Raw genomic sequence first — 20210 nt, forward strand, 5'->3', positions numbered from 1 at the left:
TACACAGGATCTGTTCAAGCGCGTGTAGATAGCGTGTAAGTATGCTATCACTCATTATTGTGCCCGCTTTCATCTGGAAACTCATCTCAACTGTTACAGCGGCAACACGGGGTGTGGGAGTACTACTACCTTCTAAATTCATACAGTATTCTGGAGTAGAATATCACCAATAGATGAGGACTGAGCGACTGATATACGACTTTTCAAATATAGCATATCAATCTTACCTGTTTTACAGCGGCAAGGTGGTGGACAATATTAATATGAAGTCCATGAGATTGTGTTGGTATGAATGAGTCTGAGTCGTTCTTCGGCAATCCAGATCCAATCTTTGCTGACAAGGAACTCCTTAGAGTGAGCCACCTTCCGGAGAGTGACCGGATAATCGGACGCGACACTGAACTTCGAAAGCTCGCTAATGCTATCAAAGACGCCCAGCGGGGAGACACCCCGAACAACGTATTGGTTTACGGAAAAACGGGTACGGGCAAAAGCCTGTGTTCAAAGTATATAACTCGCGATCTCACTGAGGCGGCCGCCGACAACGGTGTCAAAATCGGCGTCGCATACGTGGACTGTTTCCAAGAATCAACTGAGACACAGACAGTCCGCACAATTGCTCAAGCACTCAATAGCCCAGAAGAGACAGAAATAACAGTTCCACATACTGGGGTGAGTACCTCGGACTATTACCGCCGTCTCTGGGATATTCTTGATGCACGGCTGGATGTTGGAATCATTATTCTTGACGAAATAGATAAATTAGAAGGTGACAACGTTCTAATGCAACTGTCACGCGCTGCCGAAGCAGGCAAGGTGACAGAAAGTACTCTTGGTGTGATTGGTATCAGTAACAAAATCCGTTACAAAGACTCTCTCAATGAACGAGTTAAATCAAGCCTGTCGGAACGAGACTTCGTTTTCCCACCGTATGATGCGAACCAGCTCCGTGAGATCCTCAAATCTCGTTCCGATGCTTTTCGTGAGGATGTTCTAGATGAAGATGTTATCCCGAAAGTAGCAGCACTCGCGGCGAAGGAACATGGAGACGCGCGCAAGGCAATCGATATCCTCCGATATGCAGGGGAGATTGCCGACGAACACGACGATGATACAGTAAAAATCGAATATGTTGATGAGGCGCATGACCGTGAAGAGCAGGCTAGACTTTCTGAGCTTATTGCCAAGCAGCCAGAACACTCAAAACACCTGTTACAGTCGCTTGCGTTACAAGTACAGGATACGTCAGGTGAGAACCCTCCAATCCCAACGAAAAGCGTCTATTCGGTGTATGAACGCCTTTGTGAGAGCAATGGGGTCGATCCACTGAAAGTGCGACGTGTTCGGGATCTACTCTCTGAACTTGCGTTTCTCTCGCTCGTTGAGCAGGAGCGCAAAGGGCGGGGAAAGGGCAAGGGTGCACACACAGTAAACCAACTTGTTGACGACCCTGAAGTTGTGATTAAAGCGTGCAAGTCAGCGTAAATCGCCCGAGGCCAAGCTCTATTCGCCTTGACCACGAGTGAAAATCGCGAATGTGACTGAACCAGTAATTGTGATCTGGGGTGACAGGCACGGATCGCACTCCAGAGCCCGAACTACTCAGCACCCTTTGCAATAGCTGTATCTTTCACTGCTTTCCAATGATATCGTTCGCTTCATCGCGTGTCCGCTTTGCGGCCTCCTGAGCGTACCCTTCATGGGTCGTTTCGATGGATTTGTGACGCAGCACGTCCTGTGCCAGCTGTGGATTCTCGCGATAGATCTCCCGTCCCAATCCACGGCGAGCACCGTGTGGCTTCAGCGGGTCTTCGAACTCGTACTCAGACCACTCACACAAGACTCAGTACCTCACAAAGCGTTCGGTACTGATTGACCGCAACCACAGACGAAAGCCGCTGTCGGCACAGATTGGGTGTGAGTGTTCGACTGAACAGACAACAGCTGGCCGATGGTGTCGAGTCGGCGGCTGATCGCCGCCGACGACGACAGCGTTGCCACTGCGAAGCCAGACGTTCCCGGTCGATACCTATCGAGTGAACCGGTCATCTGGTGGCTTGTTCGTTGGAATCTCACGTCTCACTGACAGCGCGTTCCACGCCGCACGAGTAACCATCCGAATGAATTCTTCGAACGGCCACCACCAGAGGCGACGCCCGCCGCGGCGGGGCGTCGCCAGTGTTTGGACACACTTCAACAAGCAGACCTCTCAACTAACAGGCTTTGTGAGGTACTGATTCTGTACGTTCAGATTCTATTGATCCAGCAGAGCCCCTGATAGATTATAAATGGAAGCTTGCGGCACTCGCTTCGACGAGATCCATTGGGATAAATTCTGAGGAGATGGCTGGTGAATATCCCTTCGCTCGTCCTAAGATCGCCAATGCGGTCGCCTCCACGGACATGATTTGCTTAACGACGTTGTCTGCGTCCATGTCCTGTTCGTGGAACGTGACCATCGACTCGATACCCGACTGGATAGCTGCCGGTTCGTCGTCGCGGATACCACGTGCGGTCGATAGCACTGCCTGCCCGTAGTGTGCGTGCGCTCCGGGTTTCTCGTCGTTGACAGTCTCCAATCCCGCCAGTGCAGCATCGTTGACAGTACCCAACACTGCGCCGGAGAGACACCAACCGAGGAAATAGCGGTCAGCCCATTGATCATCAGGGTCACAGTCTTCTTCAGCAGCAAGCCGTTGCATCGATTCGGCGATATCGACGAGGGTGGATTCCTCGCCTGCCAGCAATGCGGTGTACATTCCTTGCATTCGCTGCCGGGGACCGTGTAGTGGTATGGGGTCTTTGTCTGAACTTCGCTGGTAATATGCCGTAGCTTCGTTGAACGAAGTTTGTGCGGCCCCGATGTCACCGTCATATATTGCAAAGACACCCAAATCTTGATAATCGCCTGCTAAGCCACTGAAGAAGCTCGAATCTTTGGTCTCTATCTCACCTTGCTGATATAGATCCTCTAACTCTTCGGCATTTTTACGCCTGCTTCGTTGGATTCGCTTGAGTCGTTTCTCTTGTTCAGGGTTCAGTTCAGTCATCGTTGACATCCTCATCCTCTGGCTGCAAATCAGTAATTGTTACACTATCAACACCGATGACCGTCTCATTGGTAATGTCGGTGGATTCAGACCTTGGGCTAGTGAGAGTTCGACCTGTTGCGCTGTCAACGTCCCTGACGAGGACCACTTCTTGCTGAAGCGAGCCAGTTTCAAGAGACCTGCGAATATTACCGGCGGTTACGCTATCTAAGCGACCCTTCTCTTCGAGTCTTCTTATGCTATTTCTGATCCACTCTTCAGAAAGCTGTGGATCTCCATCGTACGCGTCAGTTCTGAATAGAGAGATTCCAACTGCATCAGTGCTACCAGTTGTCTTAGCCTCGACAATAACGTATTCTCCGGTATTTTCGTCGTAAGCAATGACGTCTGGACCGATCTCTGAGGCGTCTCCTTCGTCGAACCCGCCTTCAGGCCAGACGATCTCGTATCCCCGTTCTTCCATCAGCTCTACAGAGACTCGTTCACCAGCACTCCCATCAGTCAGGTCGGTGGGGTTATCGGCGTAGGTCTGGACGAACGCATCCCGGTCGTGGACGCAGTAGTAATCCGTCGCAACGTTATTTTTAGTTTTCTGATATTCGCCGCTAAACAGCGTATACGTGCTCGACGACGAGAACCGACCGGTAACCTGTTCGTCAACAGCCATATCGATATCTGTAGCATTTAGACCGCATTGACTGTCGTTCTCGTCATCGTCGTCTGAATACTGGTCGTAGATGTTGGACGCCTTGTAGAGATTGAGAACGAAGTCACCGACAGTCCGGATCCAGAGTTTTTGACGCTCGCTGAGGCGCCACCACTCTTCCTGTCCGGGCGCGTCGTCGATATCGTCCTCGCCTATTTTATCGGAGCCATCTTGATCAGTATCCTCTTCTTTCTCTCGCTCGATCGTGTCCTCAACTGTTTCGACGCTGGTGGCACCGATGATCGTCGAGCCCAGTATATACAGTGCGATGTGGCCATCGCCATTCGGGTTCTCCCCGATGACGACATCGTATCCCTCCGACGTTTCGGCAACCACTTCGGTAGACAGGACGTGATCGATGTCTGCTGGCGAGTTCAGCGGCGAGGTTTCGTAGACGTACTCTGCTCCGTATCCGGCGACGTATTCAGCGTCCCCACGAACGGACGTGGCTCCCGCTACCAGCGTCAACGGCAAATCGACATTCCCGTTCTGGAGGAGTGCCTGTGTGTCAGCAGAGAAGTCTTCTTGAGTCCACTGTCTGACGACAGAACTTGTCGGGACGGTCCGCTGGTAGCCTTGCTGGACCCCACTCGCAGAGCCTGTCGTCTCGGCGATGAGACTATCTCCTAATCAGTATTGTAGTTTGAATTATTGTAGACTTTAGATCTAAAATCGCGGTCAGTGATAGCGTTCCGTTTTCGCTAGCGAGAGACCGAGCTGGTCGGCGACTTCCTCACACTGCTGGCCCTCGTGTCCGCACTGCTTGGGTGGTTCCGTGACAGCCATGAAAACGCCACCTGAGTCGAGTTCTTCGACGTAGTAGGCCGGGGCCGACAGGACTTGCTCGCGACCGATTGCTTCAACCGTTTCCGGACGGAAGACGTTGTACTCGTACAGCGGTGGTTTGGTCCTCGTCGCAAGGTCTTCGACCGTCTCATCTTCGCCGATAGCGAGGCCACCGCGGCGGCCAAAGCCCCATTTTGGTTCGAGAATGTTTGCGGCTTGAGCAAGTACTTCGACAAACTCTTTCCGCATTTTCTTCACTTCGGGAGGAGAGCCATGATCATCTGAATCTTTCATCGCGTAAATCCAGGTTGAAAATTGCAAATTGGGCTTTGATAAGTCTGACAGTAGACCCAATTCGCTCTTGCTCCGTGCAATTGTCAGATCATCGTGGCTCAGCAGCACCTCAACTGACCACTCTGGATACGTAGATATTGTTTGGAGTATCTCTTCACGCCCTCCGACTATATCTACTTCATTGGTGTATTCATCTATTTTACTGGCACGTATCCCATATTCTCGAGGTCCGCGATCTCGCCTACCGTACTCCGGGAACGCGTTAATGAGCGTCTCGAAGATATCACTAGACGGTTCCTCATCGAGGACATAGGTAAGTTCAATCAGATCGTAATCTTCCATTAGTAGCCTCCAATTTAATCCGTGATAATTGATCCAGAGCCTTCATCGACCACTTTGATCGTAATGTCTGCAGACCCCCATTTGCTCTTCTGCTCCCATTCCGTAATCTTTGAACTGACCAAGTTTTGATCCCCAACGCGATTCGCCCGGATCTCCAGTGTGTTGCCATCGAAAGCAACATCCTCATGTTCCTTCATAGTTCTAAGGGCACTGTCTAGTTGAGGGATTGAGAAGTGAGCAGGCCGTAGCGAGAGGTGTTCATGACACTCGCAGATCTGCTCAGCGAAACGTTGGAAACGGACGGTCAAGACGTTTGGGAGAATGAGCGTACCCCGACACCCGTCCGGCGATTCGGGGTGCGTCTCCGCTCGGCGGGCTGTCGATCAGGGAGACGGTCGCTATCTTAGACCTGCTGGGTGTCGATCGTTCTCACGGCGCGGTCTGGAATTGGGTGCATACACTGTCTGAAGCACAGAGCGACCCGCCGACGGCGAAGCCGTCGCGGGTCGCGGTCGATGAGGAACAAATCGAGATCGACGGCGAAAAGAAGTGGTTGTACGCCGCTGTCGATACCGAATCAAAGCTGCTGCTTGAAGTTGACGTGCTCAGCCGCCGCGGGACTGACCCCGCGGCGGCGTTCCTGCACCGGCTCACTCAGAAACACGACGTTGCCGAGACAGTGTTTCTCGTTGATGCTGGCGGCTATCTGACTGCCCTCTCACGTCACGATTTGAGCGGTCGGCTCGACTACCGAATCCGGAACCACATCGAAAAGTGGTTCCAGACTGTGACCATGCGAATCGACCGCTTTCACTCCTTCTGGAGGGGCAGTCAATCCAGCGCGAAACAGTGGTTACGACGCTTCAGACACCACTACAACCACGAACGACCGAACCAAGCACTCGACGGGCGAACGCCAGCTGAGGTCATCCAGAACTAGACAGTGCCCGACAGACAATTTCTAATTTCCAGATACCCAATATCGAAGAATTTGCGGATGGAGGCTTAGGCTACTGCTGATATACTACTCTTCTTCGGTGGGCTCGGCCGGCACCCGGAGATGGTCTTTCAGATAGTCGGGCTGGGGAAGCGAAATCCGCTCGTCGATGCTGTATTGTCCGACAGCGTCGGGCAAGTACTCACTTTCAATATCGATCTCCAGCCCGTAATCTCGTGCCACAAGGTAGTATACGGCTGCCGAGAGCGGAAGCAGTTCCCGCCAGCGGGGGAAGTCCTCAACATGCTCTCCGTGGTAGTTAAGCATTTGTTCAATACCGTTGGCAACTCGGTCCGAATCATGCTCAATGAGCCCTATCTGGACGGCCCGGGTTCCAGACAAATACTCACCCGGGTTATCCAGTGCCTCCTCGAATTTATCATGAGCGCGCTTTGCATCTGCGGGTTCGTCGGCCAGGAGTGCTGCCAGAAAACTCCCGATCCAGTAGTAGTGCTCTGGGTCGGTGTGGCGATCGATAAACTCAAACGAGTGCATTTGTGCGGCCAGTGTCGTAATCAACCGCTCGTCACCAGATAACACGGCCCCGAAGATCCCCCACATTGCTCGTACACCTCCAGTACCCAGTGTTGATTTGGGGATTTCGTCGGTCCGGGTCTCTATCAAGTGGATGAACGAGCGGTTCGCCAATGCAAGGCGGGCGGCCCACTCCCGCGCTTCGGCCACGTTCCCCAGCAGCAATTCACAGGCGACGATCTCTTCCGCATCGTGGGAGAGCCCCCCCAATGCTGTGGTATAGGGGTTTCCGTGTTCTCGGTTGTTCTCTATCGCCCAGTATGAGTTCTCAACGCCGCTCTTTAGTTCATCACTCCGGTCTTGGAGTTCGCTCTGTGTAACCATTGGTTAGCTCCCACCACCATCACCGAGCTTCAGGTATCGGACCTGCGTGAACAGTTCATCCATGTATTTGTTGCCATCTCGTGGGAACTTAGCGCTATCCGTCGAAACCGTTCCGCCACCGCGGTTGTCGGTAGCGTACACGGCTTCGCGTCGATAGCCTCCGGATTCACCGGGGCCGGATCTGATTGCCCGATCGATTGCATCTTCAACCGTATCCGTTCCATACCGTGTCTTGATATCGGGTCTGGCTCCATCCGTTCTTAGTGTGTATTCACCTTCTTGCCACGAGTTTCTGACCCAATCATGAGTCATCTGGCCGACCTCCTCCGTCTCGTCTCCTTTTAAGGTGATCTCGCGAGAGGAATCGAGCGAACTAGCTCCTGCACCACGGTTGTTAGCCCGGTACTTCGACTCGATAACCACGATTTCACCGCTTCCACCCTTGGCATCAGGATCCCAGGCGATGATGTCGATTCCATTGTTGCCTCCGGGACAGTCGCTGCCACTGCAGAGAACATCGTATCCGTCCCGTTCGAGCATATGTGGTGCAATCTCGTCTTCGAGGAGTTCACCTCGCTTTTGACCATCTGCATCGCTCCATCGGGACCAGCTAACACCCGCTTCCTCAACGAGTTCTTTCCGGCTCTCCGGGTAGTAGTTCTCAACCGTGACACTCCCGTCCGAACCATGATCATCTGGTTTCGTGATGTCGACATCGCCAGAGACGGCGTCAATATCCACCTGTTCGGAAGTGCCGGGGAAATCCCGGTGAGACGTATCGCTATCCAGATTTTGTTGGATTTTGTTCTCAGGAATAGTTCCATCGGCGATATCACGAAGCAGCTCCCGAGAATCCGACGGGTCCATTCGGCGGAAGTCAATGATCTGAACTACCGTTCGACCACGCGGCGCAGTCGATGGATTGATCTCACCCTTCTTGATGGCTTCACGATAGTATGCCGCTGCAACTGGCTGCTCTTCGGCTAATGCGTTGTATTCTTTGGTGAACCGTTGTCTATCGAAATCGGGCGCATCGGAGAACTTGATGACGGTATCGACGAACTCCTTGTCGTAACAGCTCCGCGACAGGGAGGGTGCACCAACGCGATAGTGAGCATTGCCGGAAGGAACAACACCACCGCTTACCTTGCGGGGCCCCGGCAAGCAGTTCGATGAGAAGAAGTCTTCTATCGTCTCATCACTGAGGTCGCCCGCGAACCGGACTCCAGCAGGCCCTGTTCGGTCGATTACGTCCGCTAGCTGTTGCTGGTTGTCAATTCCTTTGTAGCTCTTAGCACTCTGGGCAACATCAGCTGCGGTAACCTGATCACCCTGCTTCCAGCTATTGTGGAGATTGTTCCGAACAGACGGATCAAGATCACCACTCAAGAACGCCGCTTGCTGGCCGTCGTCCATCCGACGGAGCATCCGTGAGACCTGCTTGGGATTGTTCTCAGCCATCAGCTTCCCGGCGGCCTCCAGTTCCGACGGGGAGCGACTGCCAAGGTCGGCATCTCGGAAGTATCGGGCTGAGAGCTTCCGTTGCTTGGTATTCAGATCGTAGACTTTCTGAGGTGTCTTATCGGCCACATAGTGACGTGTCCGAACCACCTTCCCGACCGTCCGTGAGTTACGTAGTGAGTATCGCGCGAACGGGCGCTTGGCCTGATCAACGCCAAATGATGCCACACGCCCGACACCCCGTGCCGGGAGCTCGCTCGCGTATTTCACTTGTCTGGCTGCGGTGACCGACTTCCCTAAGTAGCGAGTGTTTTCGATTTTATCTATCGCGCGTGCAACTCTGCTTGATTCTTTTATTGCCTTTACTGCAGCTGTCCCGGTGAGTTCTTCGAGAACAAGAAACGCGATGTAGCCGTCGAAGTATCCCCGCGCAAAGCTCTCGTTCTCTGGTTTCCCCGCTGGATAGGGATTGTTTATCCGCTGTCGTTGCTTGAATTTGGAGACCATAGAATCGTATGCTCTCCCAGAATTTGCCAGCGTACTCGGAACCTGAGATAGTCCCGCTGCTGTCTCCACTGGATGTGAGACAGTATATCCAAGCTCTCCAGCACCGTGCATGAGCCCAGACCCACGTCCGAATGTCTTTGCTCCGTACGTTCCGATCGTGCCGTAGCGTCCCTGTAGATTGCTGACAACGTTGTTCGACCGCGTCAGCGCGGGAATATGTCGCTTGTTACCGTGGCTGTCGTAGGCATGAATATATACTTTAGTTCCGCCTGCGAAGGTCCCTGCACTCTGGAGTGCGTTTCCAGTTAGATCCTGACTGTAGTGATATTGCGTATGTCCGGTGAAGTTCGTGCGGTCGAGAGTTTCGTTTCCACGCAGAGCAATACGAACAGTGCCAAGCCCGCTTCTATCGCGCACAAGAAAGTCAATCACGTAGTGGGGACCGGACCAGCCGGGATTATACGAGTCAGTACGTAGGTATTTGATAGCTGGACCCCGAATATCGTGTAGTGTTGGGTCCTGACCGTTGCGGAGTTCAGTCGTATCCGAGACTCCGTCTTTGTCGGTGTCTACTTGCCGTGGATTCGTCCGATACCGCCACTCATCTGCGTCCGAGATTTCATCTCCATCAGTGTCTGGGTTCAGAGGCGACGAAGTGACATTCAGTACTGTCCCTGCGGCTTGAAGATTGAGACTCTGGTTCTCTGTGACCATCGCCTCGCGCAAGGCGTTGGCCTCGGTTTTAGAATCGAAAACGACAATTGTCGTGTTCCTGACTTCCCGGGCATCGCTGAGGCCATCGCCGTCAGTGTCAACTGTTGTTGGATTACTCTTGGCAATTCTGTAGGTTCGCGTCATCGTAACCGTCTGCGGACCAGCCTGGAACGAATCAACCCGTGTTATTAGATTTCCAAGCTCTTGCCCATCGGAGAGACCATCTCCGTCGGTATCGGCATCGGTCGGATCTGTTTGGATCGTCTTCCCGCTACCAATCCGTGTCTCAGCCCGCTCGACAGTATCTGGCAGTCCATCGCTATCGCTATCCCGCTTGACGCGTACTTGGTCGACTGAAACGGTTCCGTTCTCTGCCGTTACTGCCAGTTCGAGTCGGCCGTTCGTTTCGGTACTCGACGCATTGAGTCGGTAAACATCCCGCTCGGTAATGGACGCATTGTCGAGGACACTGCCATTCGCGGTCTGGAGTGCAACCCGACCGCTGCCGGTCGATGTGGCATTGATCTGTACGGTGAAGTTCTTGATCCGGTTAAGCGATCCAAAGGTGCGCGTCACCTGACCATGCTCAGATGTCTCGTTGGACGAATCATCGTCAGGAGACATAGCAGAGCCGTTGATGATTGCCGACTCTCCGAAGTATGATGGATCATCATGGTTATCAGAAACATGATACTCAATTCCGCCGGATTTGAGGGTCGTATCGACGCCAGAGATGTTGGCATACTGGTTGCCCTTGGCGTCCGTCACGGTGAGTGATACCTGGCCGTCCTTTCCCCACTCGATGCGGCTACGGAGCCAGCGGTCTTTGGGGAGTTGCGTATCTGTTTCCGCGAAAACATACTTGCTAGAACCGTGTTCCCTTCTGAGTTGAATCGGACTGTCACCCTGCCCGAGATAAGCAGTGTAGAAGTGATCAGCTTCATCCGTGACACCGAATCTGAAGCCCAGATCCCGTTCTTGTCCGTATTCGACGCCGTTGAAATGGACCCAGAAATCGAACGTATCACCTGCCGACGGGTACCGGTCAAGGCCGCTCCTTGACTGGAGTTTGACACCAGATGCGACTTCAAGCAAGTTGCTCCCGTTCCGCGGTGTCACTTGGGGCGAGTCGGTTACTCCCACATGATCGGACGGACCCTCGCGGAGATAATATTCGGACAAATCACCGTCTTCGAAGGTATCGATCGATTTCAGGCCGGTAGTCGAATCGTCTCCCGGACTCGTCACCTGCAGGCTGCTGTTCGTTACGCGAGCTTGTGCTGCCATCCCTTGTGTCTGAGTCCACAATGAGAGATTCGCGATGGTCGCATTGGTAAAATTCTGATCAACACTCCAAGGGGAGGTGCGATTCCCGTCGAACTGTTTGGCCCATTCCGTATAATCCATCGCCGCGTACCGCGAGAAATGCGGCGTCTGTGTCCGTACAGTATCGTTCGCCGTATCGACCGTTGTATTCAGCGGGACGTAGGTTTGGGCCGACCGGTTGTATCGGAATATCGCCAGCGTGGATTCATTGTTCGGCACCGCCGACTCATTGTAGGAGAACGCAATGGTCGCGTTATCGAACTCACGTTCACTTTCGAATTCGACGACAGGTGAAACGCTTGCATTCTGTAAGGGTTCAGTGACAACATGTCTGTCGGTTACTGCCGAAGTACTCACGCTGGGCGCGACATCGCCGGAGCCGTTGACTCGGACAGTCAAACCCAAGTCTTCGTCCGCTGTCGTTGTCGTGAACGTCTCGTTGCCGTCGCGGACACCATCGCTGTCCGAGTCCGGATTTGTCGGATCGGTACCCAGTGCGATCTCTTCGCCATCGGGTAAGCCGTCATCGTCGGTGTCCGGATTCGACGCGTTCATTCCATGTTCGATTTCGCGTCCATCGGTGAGGTCATCGCCGTCGGAATCAGCTACGAGCGGGTTAGTCCCAGCCTCGAGTTCTTCGCCGGTAGTCAAATTATCCTGATCTGGATTCCATTCGGAATCTGAGACACTGTCCCCGTTTGTGTCAGAGTTGGTCGGATCAACGCCTTGGAGCCGTGATTCGACGTCATCAGTGAGTCCGTCACCGTCTGTATCATTGCTGCGAGGGTCAGTTCCGAGTCGGTATTCGCGATATGCCGGTAACGTATCATTGTCCCAGTCTTCTGCGCCGTCAATCACAGCATCCCCGTCAGAGTCTGCTACCTTGGGGTCGGTCTCCGTGACGTTTCGCTCGTAGGCATTGGGTAGTCCATCGCCATCAGTGTCATTCGAGGGCGTCGAGCGCGTGGCGACGACGAGCCACTGGATATCCCCGACGTCGGTTCGGTTGTCACCCGTGTAATCATACGCACTCCAGTTGGCACCGGCTGCTGTGGTCCCCAGATGACGCAACAGTGCGTCAGCATCGACGATATTGACAGCACCATCGCCGTTGACATCTTCATAGAGTCCGTCGCCATCTGGATCAGTAGGCTGGTTATCACCGACGAGTGGGTACGGGTGAGAGTCGTTTTCTCGGGGCCCTAACTGCTCAATGGCAGTTGCATTCGGCTCGGTTGAGCCATTCCAACTGGTCGAAAGTGGTCCGGTCGCCTGGTTCCCGGCCGTTGAGGCGGGTGTTTGCGGTTGTGTACGTGTTGGCTCGTTTCCGGCCGTGGTAACAGCCTGGTTTCCAGCACTTGTACCAAGGGTATCATTGCCGGCCGTCTGCAACGGGCCAGCCCCGGTACCGGTCATCATTCCCGAGACCGGACCGACAGTCACTAATAGTAATACTCCAAATAACGCTTGTAATTTTGTCGTTGAACTTGCCATATAAACCCCCACCAGAGGTAGTATTGTGAATTTGAATCAGTAACCAGAATACTTAATCCTACTTATTGAGACAGTATATTTAATGAGGAAGCTTGCGACAGTATTCGGCCTTTGTATAGCAGTATCCCTCTGGGCGGGGATCGCGATGGGGGCAGGAACGACCAGTGTCGTGGTCCAGCCTTCGACTGACACTGTTACGGTTGGAAACACAACCACTGTTGATATCGTAGTCACGTCGACCACAGACGGGGTTGGTTCACTGGATCTCGATATTGCAAGCACCAACGGATCGGTTGCAACAGTCTCGAACACGTCTGTTGCTGGAAATCCAGAAACAGTCCAGTCTGCCGAGGAGGCAAACGGCGTCCGTATCGCGGCGACTGGAATGGATACCGCCGACAGTGGCTCGATATCTGTTGTCTCTGTCACGCTCACCGGCGAGGCTGCCGGGACGAGCGATGTGGATCTGACCGTTGCAGCCGTCGGTGATGAATCCGGGACCGCATACAATGTCACCAGCGTACGCGATGGAACACTGACAGTCGAGTCCGGAGATAACACGGCAGCAACCCCAACGGAGACGCCAACACCGACTCCGACTGAGACAGAAACTCCAACTTCAACGGAGACACCAACAGAAACTCCTACCGAGGAGGACTCTTCCAGTTCCAGCGGTAGTAATGATGATGGTGATGACGGTGATGACGGTGATAGCGGTTCCAGCAGCAGTGACTCTGATGACACAGCAACAGCGACGGACACACCGACAGTAACGGAACCGACGCCCAGTGACACCCCAACAACAACGACGACCGCAGTGACTGAACGCTCGACCGAAGCGGACACCGAGGAATCAATCCCGACCCAGACCAGTAGTGGTGGGCCAGCAATCACGCCGAACGTGACGGACACACCGTCTCAGACCGCGGCCACAGACAATGTCGAGCCGTCTGGCACCTCACCTCCGAATCTGCTTATTGGTGGGAGCATGATCGTCGCTGTTCTCGGTGGGATCATCATCTACCGTCGATTGTAGAAACGATTCCAAGGCACACGATACGTTCTCACCTCGCAGACCGGCTCAATTGGAGGTCGTCTGTCGCTTCCTTGTGAAGAGCTGTCGGCAACCTACTCACCGCCGATGATATCGTTCGCTTCGTCGCGTGTCCGCTTTGCGGCCTCCTGTGCGTAGCCTTCGTGGGTCGTCTCGATAGACTTGTGCCGGAGCACGTCCTGTGCCAGCTGTGGGTTCTCGCGATAGATTTCCCGCCCGAGGCCACGGCGGGCGCCGTGGGGTTTCAGCGGCTCATCGAAGTCGTACTCAGACCACTCACAGAGTTTGGCGAGGATATCCCGAGCCGACTGCGTTGTGATCGACGGCGTCGGGTCAAGTGCTTTTGCCGCGTTGTCGAGTCGCGGAAACACGGCCTCATTCTTGTCAGGCTCTCGAAGTTGCTTCCAGCGCCGCAACGGACTGAGCGCATCGTCGAGGATCGGCGCAGACTCGCGGGTTCTGTTCTTGCCGAACACCTGCATCGTACCGGTTTCGAGGTCGACATGACGCCACCGCAGGCCGTTCCGTTCTTCATCATCAGAAACAGCGACGAGTTCTGCACTACGCGCACCGGAGTACGCGAGTAGGAAAACGAGTGCCTGGTCGCGATAGGCCGCCGTGCGGTCGACGTCATCGCTTTCGCCGGCGTCGTCGACGCGGGCGGTCGCAGTGGCACAGATGGCGTCGCGGTCCCGTGCAGTCCAGTACTGCTGGTCTGTTTCGGTCTCATCGGTCGGGAGCGGACCTTCGGCGTGGTTGGTCTTGGCCGGGTTCGTCGGGATCAAGCCCTCATAGACACCCCACGTGAGAAATGAGCGGACGTAGGCGAAGTACCGACGAGCAGTCTCCGGTGAAATATCGTCTCGGTCATCAGCTCGAGCAAGGTCACGAGCGTATTGCCGACAAAGGTCGTCGTCAACGTCCTCGGGACTGCTGATTCCATGCTGGTCCCGTGCCCACGCTGCGAACTTTCGCAGCACGCTCGCGACATTTGTTCGGTAGCGCCCGGAGTCGATATCGACGAGTCGTTTCTCGATGGCTGCTTCGAGGGCGTCATCCCCGGGAGTAGCGTCGTATGCAGGCGGAAGACGATCCATGCTTCCCGTACAGCGGCCTCCCGCCTAAAACTGGTGGTGCTTAATATTATAATACAAACCTAATCTCAAAACAAGAATTCTCGCGTCTCAGCACCTCTATAGTGCTTAGAATTGAGATACCGATGTTGATAAAGTGCATATCGCTATATCTAATTTCACGGTGGAGGACTCCAAGATAGGCCGGCTGATGCGCGGGATTTCAGACGTTTCAGCGGTTACGGTGGGTCGAAGATAACGCGAAATCGGCGCGTGATGAGTCTGTCAGCCGTGACGTGACAACTGGAGTCGACGACTGCCGGAAATCCTCTCAGGCGGGCCAGCGCTGCCGCTGGCCCGCCGGGCAAACTCCACGGGAATCAGGTGATTATTCTGGTGGTCCGAGGCCAAGATCCTGCTTGGCAATGGTGAGGAACGTTGATGCACGTACGCAGGTCCCCGCTCGCTCGTCGCCGAGCGAGCGTTTCACCAGCACATCGATGAGCCGCCATAGCGAGTACAACAAACAGGCGAAGATGAAATTGAAAAATCGGTAGCTGTGGTCTGTACTGGTTGTTTCTGCCATCATCGACTTGCTCTTCTTGTAGCCATTTTCGATTCCCCACCGGTTGGCGTACTGTCGCGTGAAGCGTGCTATCTTGTGAATTACTGCTGTATCGCTCGCTCTACCGTCTGAAATGTCGATATCCGGATGGTTCGTCTCGAAAACGACGTGTCGTATGCCGTCCTCGGAGACGGCATACGACTCCCTGTAGGCACTTTCCTCCACTGTCTCCAAGAACTCCGTGCCGAGATCCCATTCGGCGGTTTCCTCTTCCGAGATGTCTACGAATCTTTTGAGAAAATCTTCCACTATTTCACGACGAATCCGCTGTTTCTGGGTCTCTCCGTCGGGAGCCGACGGTTCGTCGGCTTCCGACACGTCCTCGGTTTCCTCGGTTGTTCCACCGTCGGGTAACATCTCATCGCTTCTCACGTTGGCTCGTGGAACCCAGAGACGCTTTCGCGGCGGCCGCTGGCCGGCCGCCGCTACGGATTCAATGTGGATCGTGGTATCTTCACGGGCTACCTGCTTTGCTGTGAGCTTTTCCTCACGGTACATTTTCGACGGATTCAGGTAGTAAACGCCGTGCTTTTCGCAAACTTCCTTAATGGCGTCGTGCTGGAACTCACGGTCCATGAGAACAAGATCGATAGTGACCATCTCTGTTGCGTGCGTGAGCAACTTATCGACGATTTCGTCGCGAGCCATTCCTTTGACGACTGGCACTGCATCAAGAACGATTGGGAGGTCGTTACCGACCAGTTGGACGGTCGCGTACTGGTACGCGACCTCCCGATTGTCTTCTTTTGTTCCAATAATCTGTGTCTGTAGCTCCGTTGTATCGCGTTCTCCCCAGAATTTCTTTCCCTCGGTGATGTCGATTGCAACGGTCTGCTTGCCGGTAAGCAGTCCCGCTTGTCTGGCGCGAGCGATGACATTGGTCATCGCCGCGCGGTGGTTTTGGCGGTGCTGTTGGATTGAGAGGTCGCGAATAGAGTTGCGGTGATACGATCCAGTTGGCGTGCGGTCCCGGGTCGAGTCTTCAACAAAGTCGTTAGCACCAGTCTCCGCGTAGAGGTCTTCTCGACAGCCCAGGAACGTGTGTAACTCCAGAAAGGCGTTATCGTGTATCTGGGTCTCGTCGGGCCGGTCGAAATCGACGACCGGCCCGACAAGTGGTTTAGCTGTCTGCCAGATCTGCTTGGTCGTCTCCCGAGCGTGTTTTCGTTGGGAGCTGGCACTGGGTTCCTCGTCTTCTTCAGTGGCTTCGTCAGCCGTAGACATCCGGTCAGCAACATCGACTCGGCGGATCTTGGCAACGCGGACGACCTGTTTGATAGTCGCTCGCAGTTCCTCACGGAACTGCTCGGTAAATCGTTCGTGCCAAGCGTTGTACAGCGTTGACTGGTCGGGGCGAGAATCGACGCCGAGCGCGTCGAGTAGCGACGGCTCGGCGTCAAGGTACTGGCAGAGCGCGGTTTCATGATTCCAGTTATGATAGAGCCGGATCAAGTGAAGTCGGGTGACAAGATCGAAATCGGTCGTATTGGCGTGCCATTGCGGGTACGGATCATCGATTGGCGTGCCGCCAATCGTGATCGGTAACCAGGCCAGAAAGGCCTCAACATCATTGTGTTCATCGTGACCAAACCAGTGCGTTGCGAGGTGGAAGGCGCGTTTGGACAACGGTTTCTGTGACCCATCTTCAGTCTGGAGTCCCCAGACTAGGCGGGCGTGCTTGTCTGATTTCTCGTGAAGCGGTTCGAATGCTTCTGCACGGGTCGTGGCTGTGTGGGCCATCGACTGTCGCGATGGCCCACACGCCACTCAGGCCATTCATAGAGACTAACGATCACAACAATGCGGTCGTTCAGTTCTCCGTGGAATCCCACGCATTGGGATCGCTATTTCGGACTACACCACGGTGGGAAGTTGAGACTACAGCGGGTTTAGCGAGGCTGTAATGCGTGTATTTGGACGATTAAGTGATCGGAAACAGGTTCAGATTTACTCTCAATCACCCGTTCTTGTTGCACTACTAGCTATATTGCCGAATTCCGAAGATGGTCAACAGTGTAGCCACTCGACACCGCGCTACCCCAGATCGAGTACAGGAGGCACGCGAACGCGAAACAGAAGAACCGCAACCCGAAATCCTTCGACGTCGTCGCGGCCATGAATCGCTTTATCGACCTGTACCCGCTCTCAATCTTCTACGATACCGTGTTCGGCAAAATAGGAGCTGCTAGTGTTTGTTAGGAATACCGAATACTACCCGAAAACATCATGCTCAGCGTCTTTTTCTGTCGGTGGAGCAGCATCAAGTGACTGATGGAATTTGCGCAATACTATAACTTCCAACGACGGCATTGAGCGCTCGATGAACGAATTCCAGTTCAGTGTCACTAACTAGACAGTGCTACCAGTGTACATTTGTAAACACTCATATCGCGGAAACGTGGTAAATTCGCAGCAAGCAGATTTCTCAACCACCGGCCCTGTGGGATACTGTAGCTAGAGTGCTATTGCACCGGTTGGTCCAACTTTCTGATAGTGGCGTCAATCTCACTTTTTTCTGTCTTATTGAAATCACCCGGACCTAACCACTCCCCTTTCATTTCTGTCTTCAATAGCGTTTTGCTATCAGCGGGATCTTTTGACAGATGTCCGTAGCCTAGAGAATACAATGACACTGGGACCTTCGTCGCGTCCTTGTTGAAATACTTGTGTGGATATCTATACTTTTGTTTTACATCACGGCCGACTGTTGATTGTTCTGTTCGCTCCACGTAGGGTGTATCTATATCGACACTGAGCCCTGCCGTAGCACCCGGATCGCCGCCACTAGCTCCAACAGAGATGCTCAAACTAGTGTCAACAGACCCTGTTACGTTGCCTTTTGGTTCTCTATCTTTTATTTGTGGGTCGCCTAGGTCAGATTTGGTCCACTTCTGCTTCAGCCAAGATCTGAAGTTGGAGGTCTTGTCTTTCAATTTAATTGTGTCACCAAATCCATAATCAAAATTATCATAGCTCGCTGGAATTTGTTTACCGAGTAAACTTACCAAGTATGCGTCTTCTTCAGCATCAATCTTCCATGCTTCCACCCACGTACTTAGTCTTCCAGCAACTTCGGTTGGGTTAACATCGAAATCATAGCAGAATATTTCATGGTTTATTGTCCCAATTTTAGTAGTTTTCCCCCTAGGCTCAGTTTCACTTGCCCCTTGTTGCTGTATCTTCACGTCACCCTCGTTTGAATGCTTCTTTATAAATTTATCAATAGACTTGTGCGATGGTTTGGGCAAACTGTCTGACTCGGATTGTAGCGTAACTGACTTACTTACGTTTTCAGGTTCGGAAACGATCTTTTCAACTGGCGTTCTATTTTTTATAGCAATAGCATATCCAGTAATTGCTTGGGAAGAATATGTCTTGATATTTCCAAGCATTTTCATATCATCAATCCTGTCTACTTGAGTGCTAACTTTCTCCTTTTCGTTATTATCGTTTTGTTCCTTCTTTTCTTTCGATGAGGCAACCTCGGATTTCTCTACAGCAGTTTGACGCATTTCTCGAATATCTTCATTTTTAATTGGATTATTGCTGTCTCCTTTTTTGTACTCGATAACTGTGGCTGGAGGGTCACTATTTGCACTTACGCCACCACATAATGATAGCGCAGTAGCAGATCCTATAAGCTTCAGAGCGGTTCTTCGGGAGGTTCTTTTTTGCACCACACTCATCACTGTGATATCCAATATTTTAAACTTAATAGTGTGACATGACGTGAGATAATTATTAATCCGGAGAACATAAATAGCAAGAGTTGATATGTGTAGACATGAAAACAATTACAGTCTACGGAATTGCATTGATTGCCTTTGGGATTCTGTTACTCGAATCGGATCTCTCCCAATTCATTGAACCAGGAATGTTTATTGGAATTCTCGGTTTATTTGTGTCGACTGTAGGTGTCATGCTTCAATATCTCTGGGATGGGGTTGAATAGAATCCAAGCTTCTAGATACTATTCCTGGTAGATACTAGAGAGAATTAGTCACGTATAGTTGTAGAAAGTGATTGGATAGGAATCGTGCTGAATAACCTATAGCGTAGAGCATGTCATGAAGTTATCCCAAGCTGATGGGTGCCAACAGCGGTTTCCTCGGATTATCCAGATCACTTTTTTTATTGGTCTTCCGGACCTCCGTGAACACACTGTTGTGATTGAGTATAGCCGGGTGAATTGCTGAAAATATGGGCTGACATATTACTATTTACAAAATTGGGTGCTACTCAGTGGTACAAATAGGGCAAGGATAAGCGAGCGAGGTGCGTTTTTTATACATTGACGAATTCCCGCGTAACGGAAAATTTACCCTTTAGTGGTTAAAATCAAGAGGTGGAACTGCGGTCAGTACCGTGACCGCACCTACAAGACTCTCCCCCTTCCGCTTAGTCAGAATCTGTAATGAGGAGACCGAAGAGCGTCATCTGCACCTACCGAACTTTGACAAAGATAAATAAAGCGCGCCCGAGAGAACTACGTGATATTGGGTGCGCTGAGAGTTGAATCCCCCAAAGTACGAAACTTAGGGTCAGTCTTAAACTAAGTCAGGACGAGAAACGATTACACAATCAAGGCTCTAATCCTTATCGCCGTAGTTTTGTTGCTAATGAGTCAAGTGAAACGGGTGAGTTTGCTACAGACCGCCAGTAAATTCGTATGGATGCGGAGAATTCGTGAGAGGAAATAGAGCTACCAGTCAGTGCCACGAAACTCGCTCTTGCCAACCCCTACCTATCTGTTATGTGAACTGAGCTTTAGAAAGTAGGGCAAAGAAATGCCAGCATTAGATAACAAGTGTACAAATATTATTTTGGGTGGATTGGTAACAAGTCTGAAAGTGACATTCTGAGTGTGTCATCTGGAAACTCCACTAGAGTACGAGATCCCGTTATCTCCAATTCAACCAACTA

The 20210-nt window shown here is 52.6% G+C and carries 10 protein-coding genes and 4 pseudogenes; 3 read left to right on the top strand and 11 right to left on the bottom strand.

What is annotated here, in order from left to right:
- Window positions 1-288 precede the first annotated feature (288 nt).
- Complete coding sequence (locus SG26_RS19375; protein WP_004966346.1) at window positions 289-1485, top strand: Cdc6/Cdc18 family protein; 1197 nt, start codon at window positions 289-291, stop codon at window positions 1483-1485.
- Between the two features lie 145 nt (window positions 1486-1630).
- Here SG26_RS19375 and SG26_RS19380 read toward each other — a convergent pair.
- The 5 genes and pseudogenes from SG26_RS19380 to SG26_RS22070 all read right to left on the bottom strand — a co-directional run.
- A pseudogene (locus SG26_RS19380) lies at window positions 1631-1840 on the bottom strand (site-specific integrase); the annotation flags it as partial.
- Between the two features lie 189 nt (window positions 1841-2029).
- Window positions 2030-2179 (bottom strand): annotated as a pseudogene (locus SG26_RS21310) (ISH3 family transposase); the annotation flags it as partial.
- A gap of 103 nt (window positions 2180-2282) precedes the next feature.
- Window positions 2283-3050, bottom strand: coding sequence for a hypothetical protein (locus tag SG26_RS22065; RefSeq protein ID WP_050038577.1), 768 nt, complete (start codon window positions 3048-3050; stop codon window positions 2283-2285).
- A complete protein-coding gene (locus SG26_RS19390; protein WP_050038578.1) occupies window positions 3043-4224 on the bottom strand; it encodes a hypothetical protein in 1182 nt (393 codons plus the stop codon). Before SG26_RS19390 ends, SG26_RS22065 begins: the two co-directional genes overlap by 8 nt.
- Before the next feature lie 210 nt (window positions 4225-4434).
- On the bottom strand, window positions 4435-5178 hold the full coding sequence (locus tag SG26_RS22070) for a hypothetical protein (protein WP_228841637.1): 744 nt from the start codon (window positions 5176-5178) through the stop codon (window positions 4435-4437).
- Window positions 5179-5438: 260 nt separating this feature from the next.
- Between SG26_RS22070 and SG26_RS19410 the strand changes: the two are divergent.
- A pseudogene (locus SG26_RS19410) lies at window positions 5439-6118 on the top strand (IS6 family transposase).
- Between the two features lie 84 nt (window positions 6119-6202).
- Here SG26_RS19410 and SG26_RS19415 read toward each other — a convergent pair.
- Both SG26_RS19415 and SG26_RS19420 read right to left on the bottom strand, forming a co-directional pair.
- Window positions 6203-7033 (bottom strand): Imm49 family immunity protein, encoded by an 831-nt coding sequence (locus SG26_RS19415; RefSeq protein ID WP_050038580.1) that lies wholly within the window; start codon window positions 7031-7033, stop codon window positions 6203-6205.
- A gap of 3 nt (window positions 7034-7036) precedes the next feature.
- The gene (locus SG26_RS19420; protein ID WP_154020832.1) at window positions 7037-12535 is read right to left on the bottom strand and encodes a dockerin type I domain-containing protein; all 5499 of its coding nucleotides are present in this window, start codon (window positions 12533-12535) and stop codon (window positions 7037-7039) included.
- Window positions 12536-12680: 145 nt separating this feature from the next.
- Between SG26_RS19420 and SG26_RS19425 the strand changes: the two genes are divergently transcribed.
- The gene (locus SG26_RS19425) at window positions 12681-13571 is read left to right on the top strand and encodes a hypothetical protein (RefSeq protein WP_050038582.1); all 891 of its coding nucleotides are present in this window, start codon (window positions 12681-12683) and stop codon (window positions 13569-13571) included.
- 92 nt (window positions 13572-13663) lie between these two features.
- On the opposite strand, the gene SG26_RS19430 is transcribed toward SG26_RS19425, so the two are convergent.
- From SG26_RS19430 to SG26_RS21315, 4 genes and pseudogenes are all read right to left on the bottom strand, one after another.
- Window positions 13664-14686: a site-specific integrase gene (locus tag SG26_RS19430; RefSeq protein WP_050038583.1), complete on the bottom strand. Its 1023-nt coding sequence runs from the start codon at window positions 14684-14686 to the stop codon at window positions 13664-13666.
- Window positions 14687-15050: 364 nt separating this feature from the next.
- Complete coding sequence (locus SG26_RS19435; RefSeq protein WP_050038584.1) at window positions 15051-17027, bottom strand: hypothetical protein; 1977 nt, start codon at window positions 17025-17027, stop codon at window positions 15051-15053.
- A 299-nt stretch (window positions 17028-17326) separates the two neighbouring features.
- Window positions 17327-17498, bottom strand: a pseudogene (locus tag SG26_RS22075) (transposase); the annotation flags it as partial.
- 251 nt (window positions 17499-17749) lie between these two features.
- On the bottom strand, window positions 17750-18973 hold the full coding sequence (locus SG26_RS21315; RefSeq protein WP_151104309.1) for a hypothetical protein: 1224 nt from the start codon (window positions 18971-18973) through the stop codon (window positions 17750-17752).
- Between the last annotated feature and the right edge of the window lie 1237 nt (window positions 18974-20210).

The sequence above is a fragment of the Haloarcula sp. CBA1115 genome (genome assembly GCF_000827835.1).
GTDB classification, from domain to species: Archaea; Halobacteriota; Halobacteria; order Halobacteriales; family Haloarculaceae; genus Haloarcula; species Haloarcula hispanica.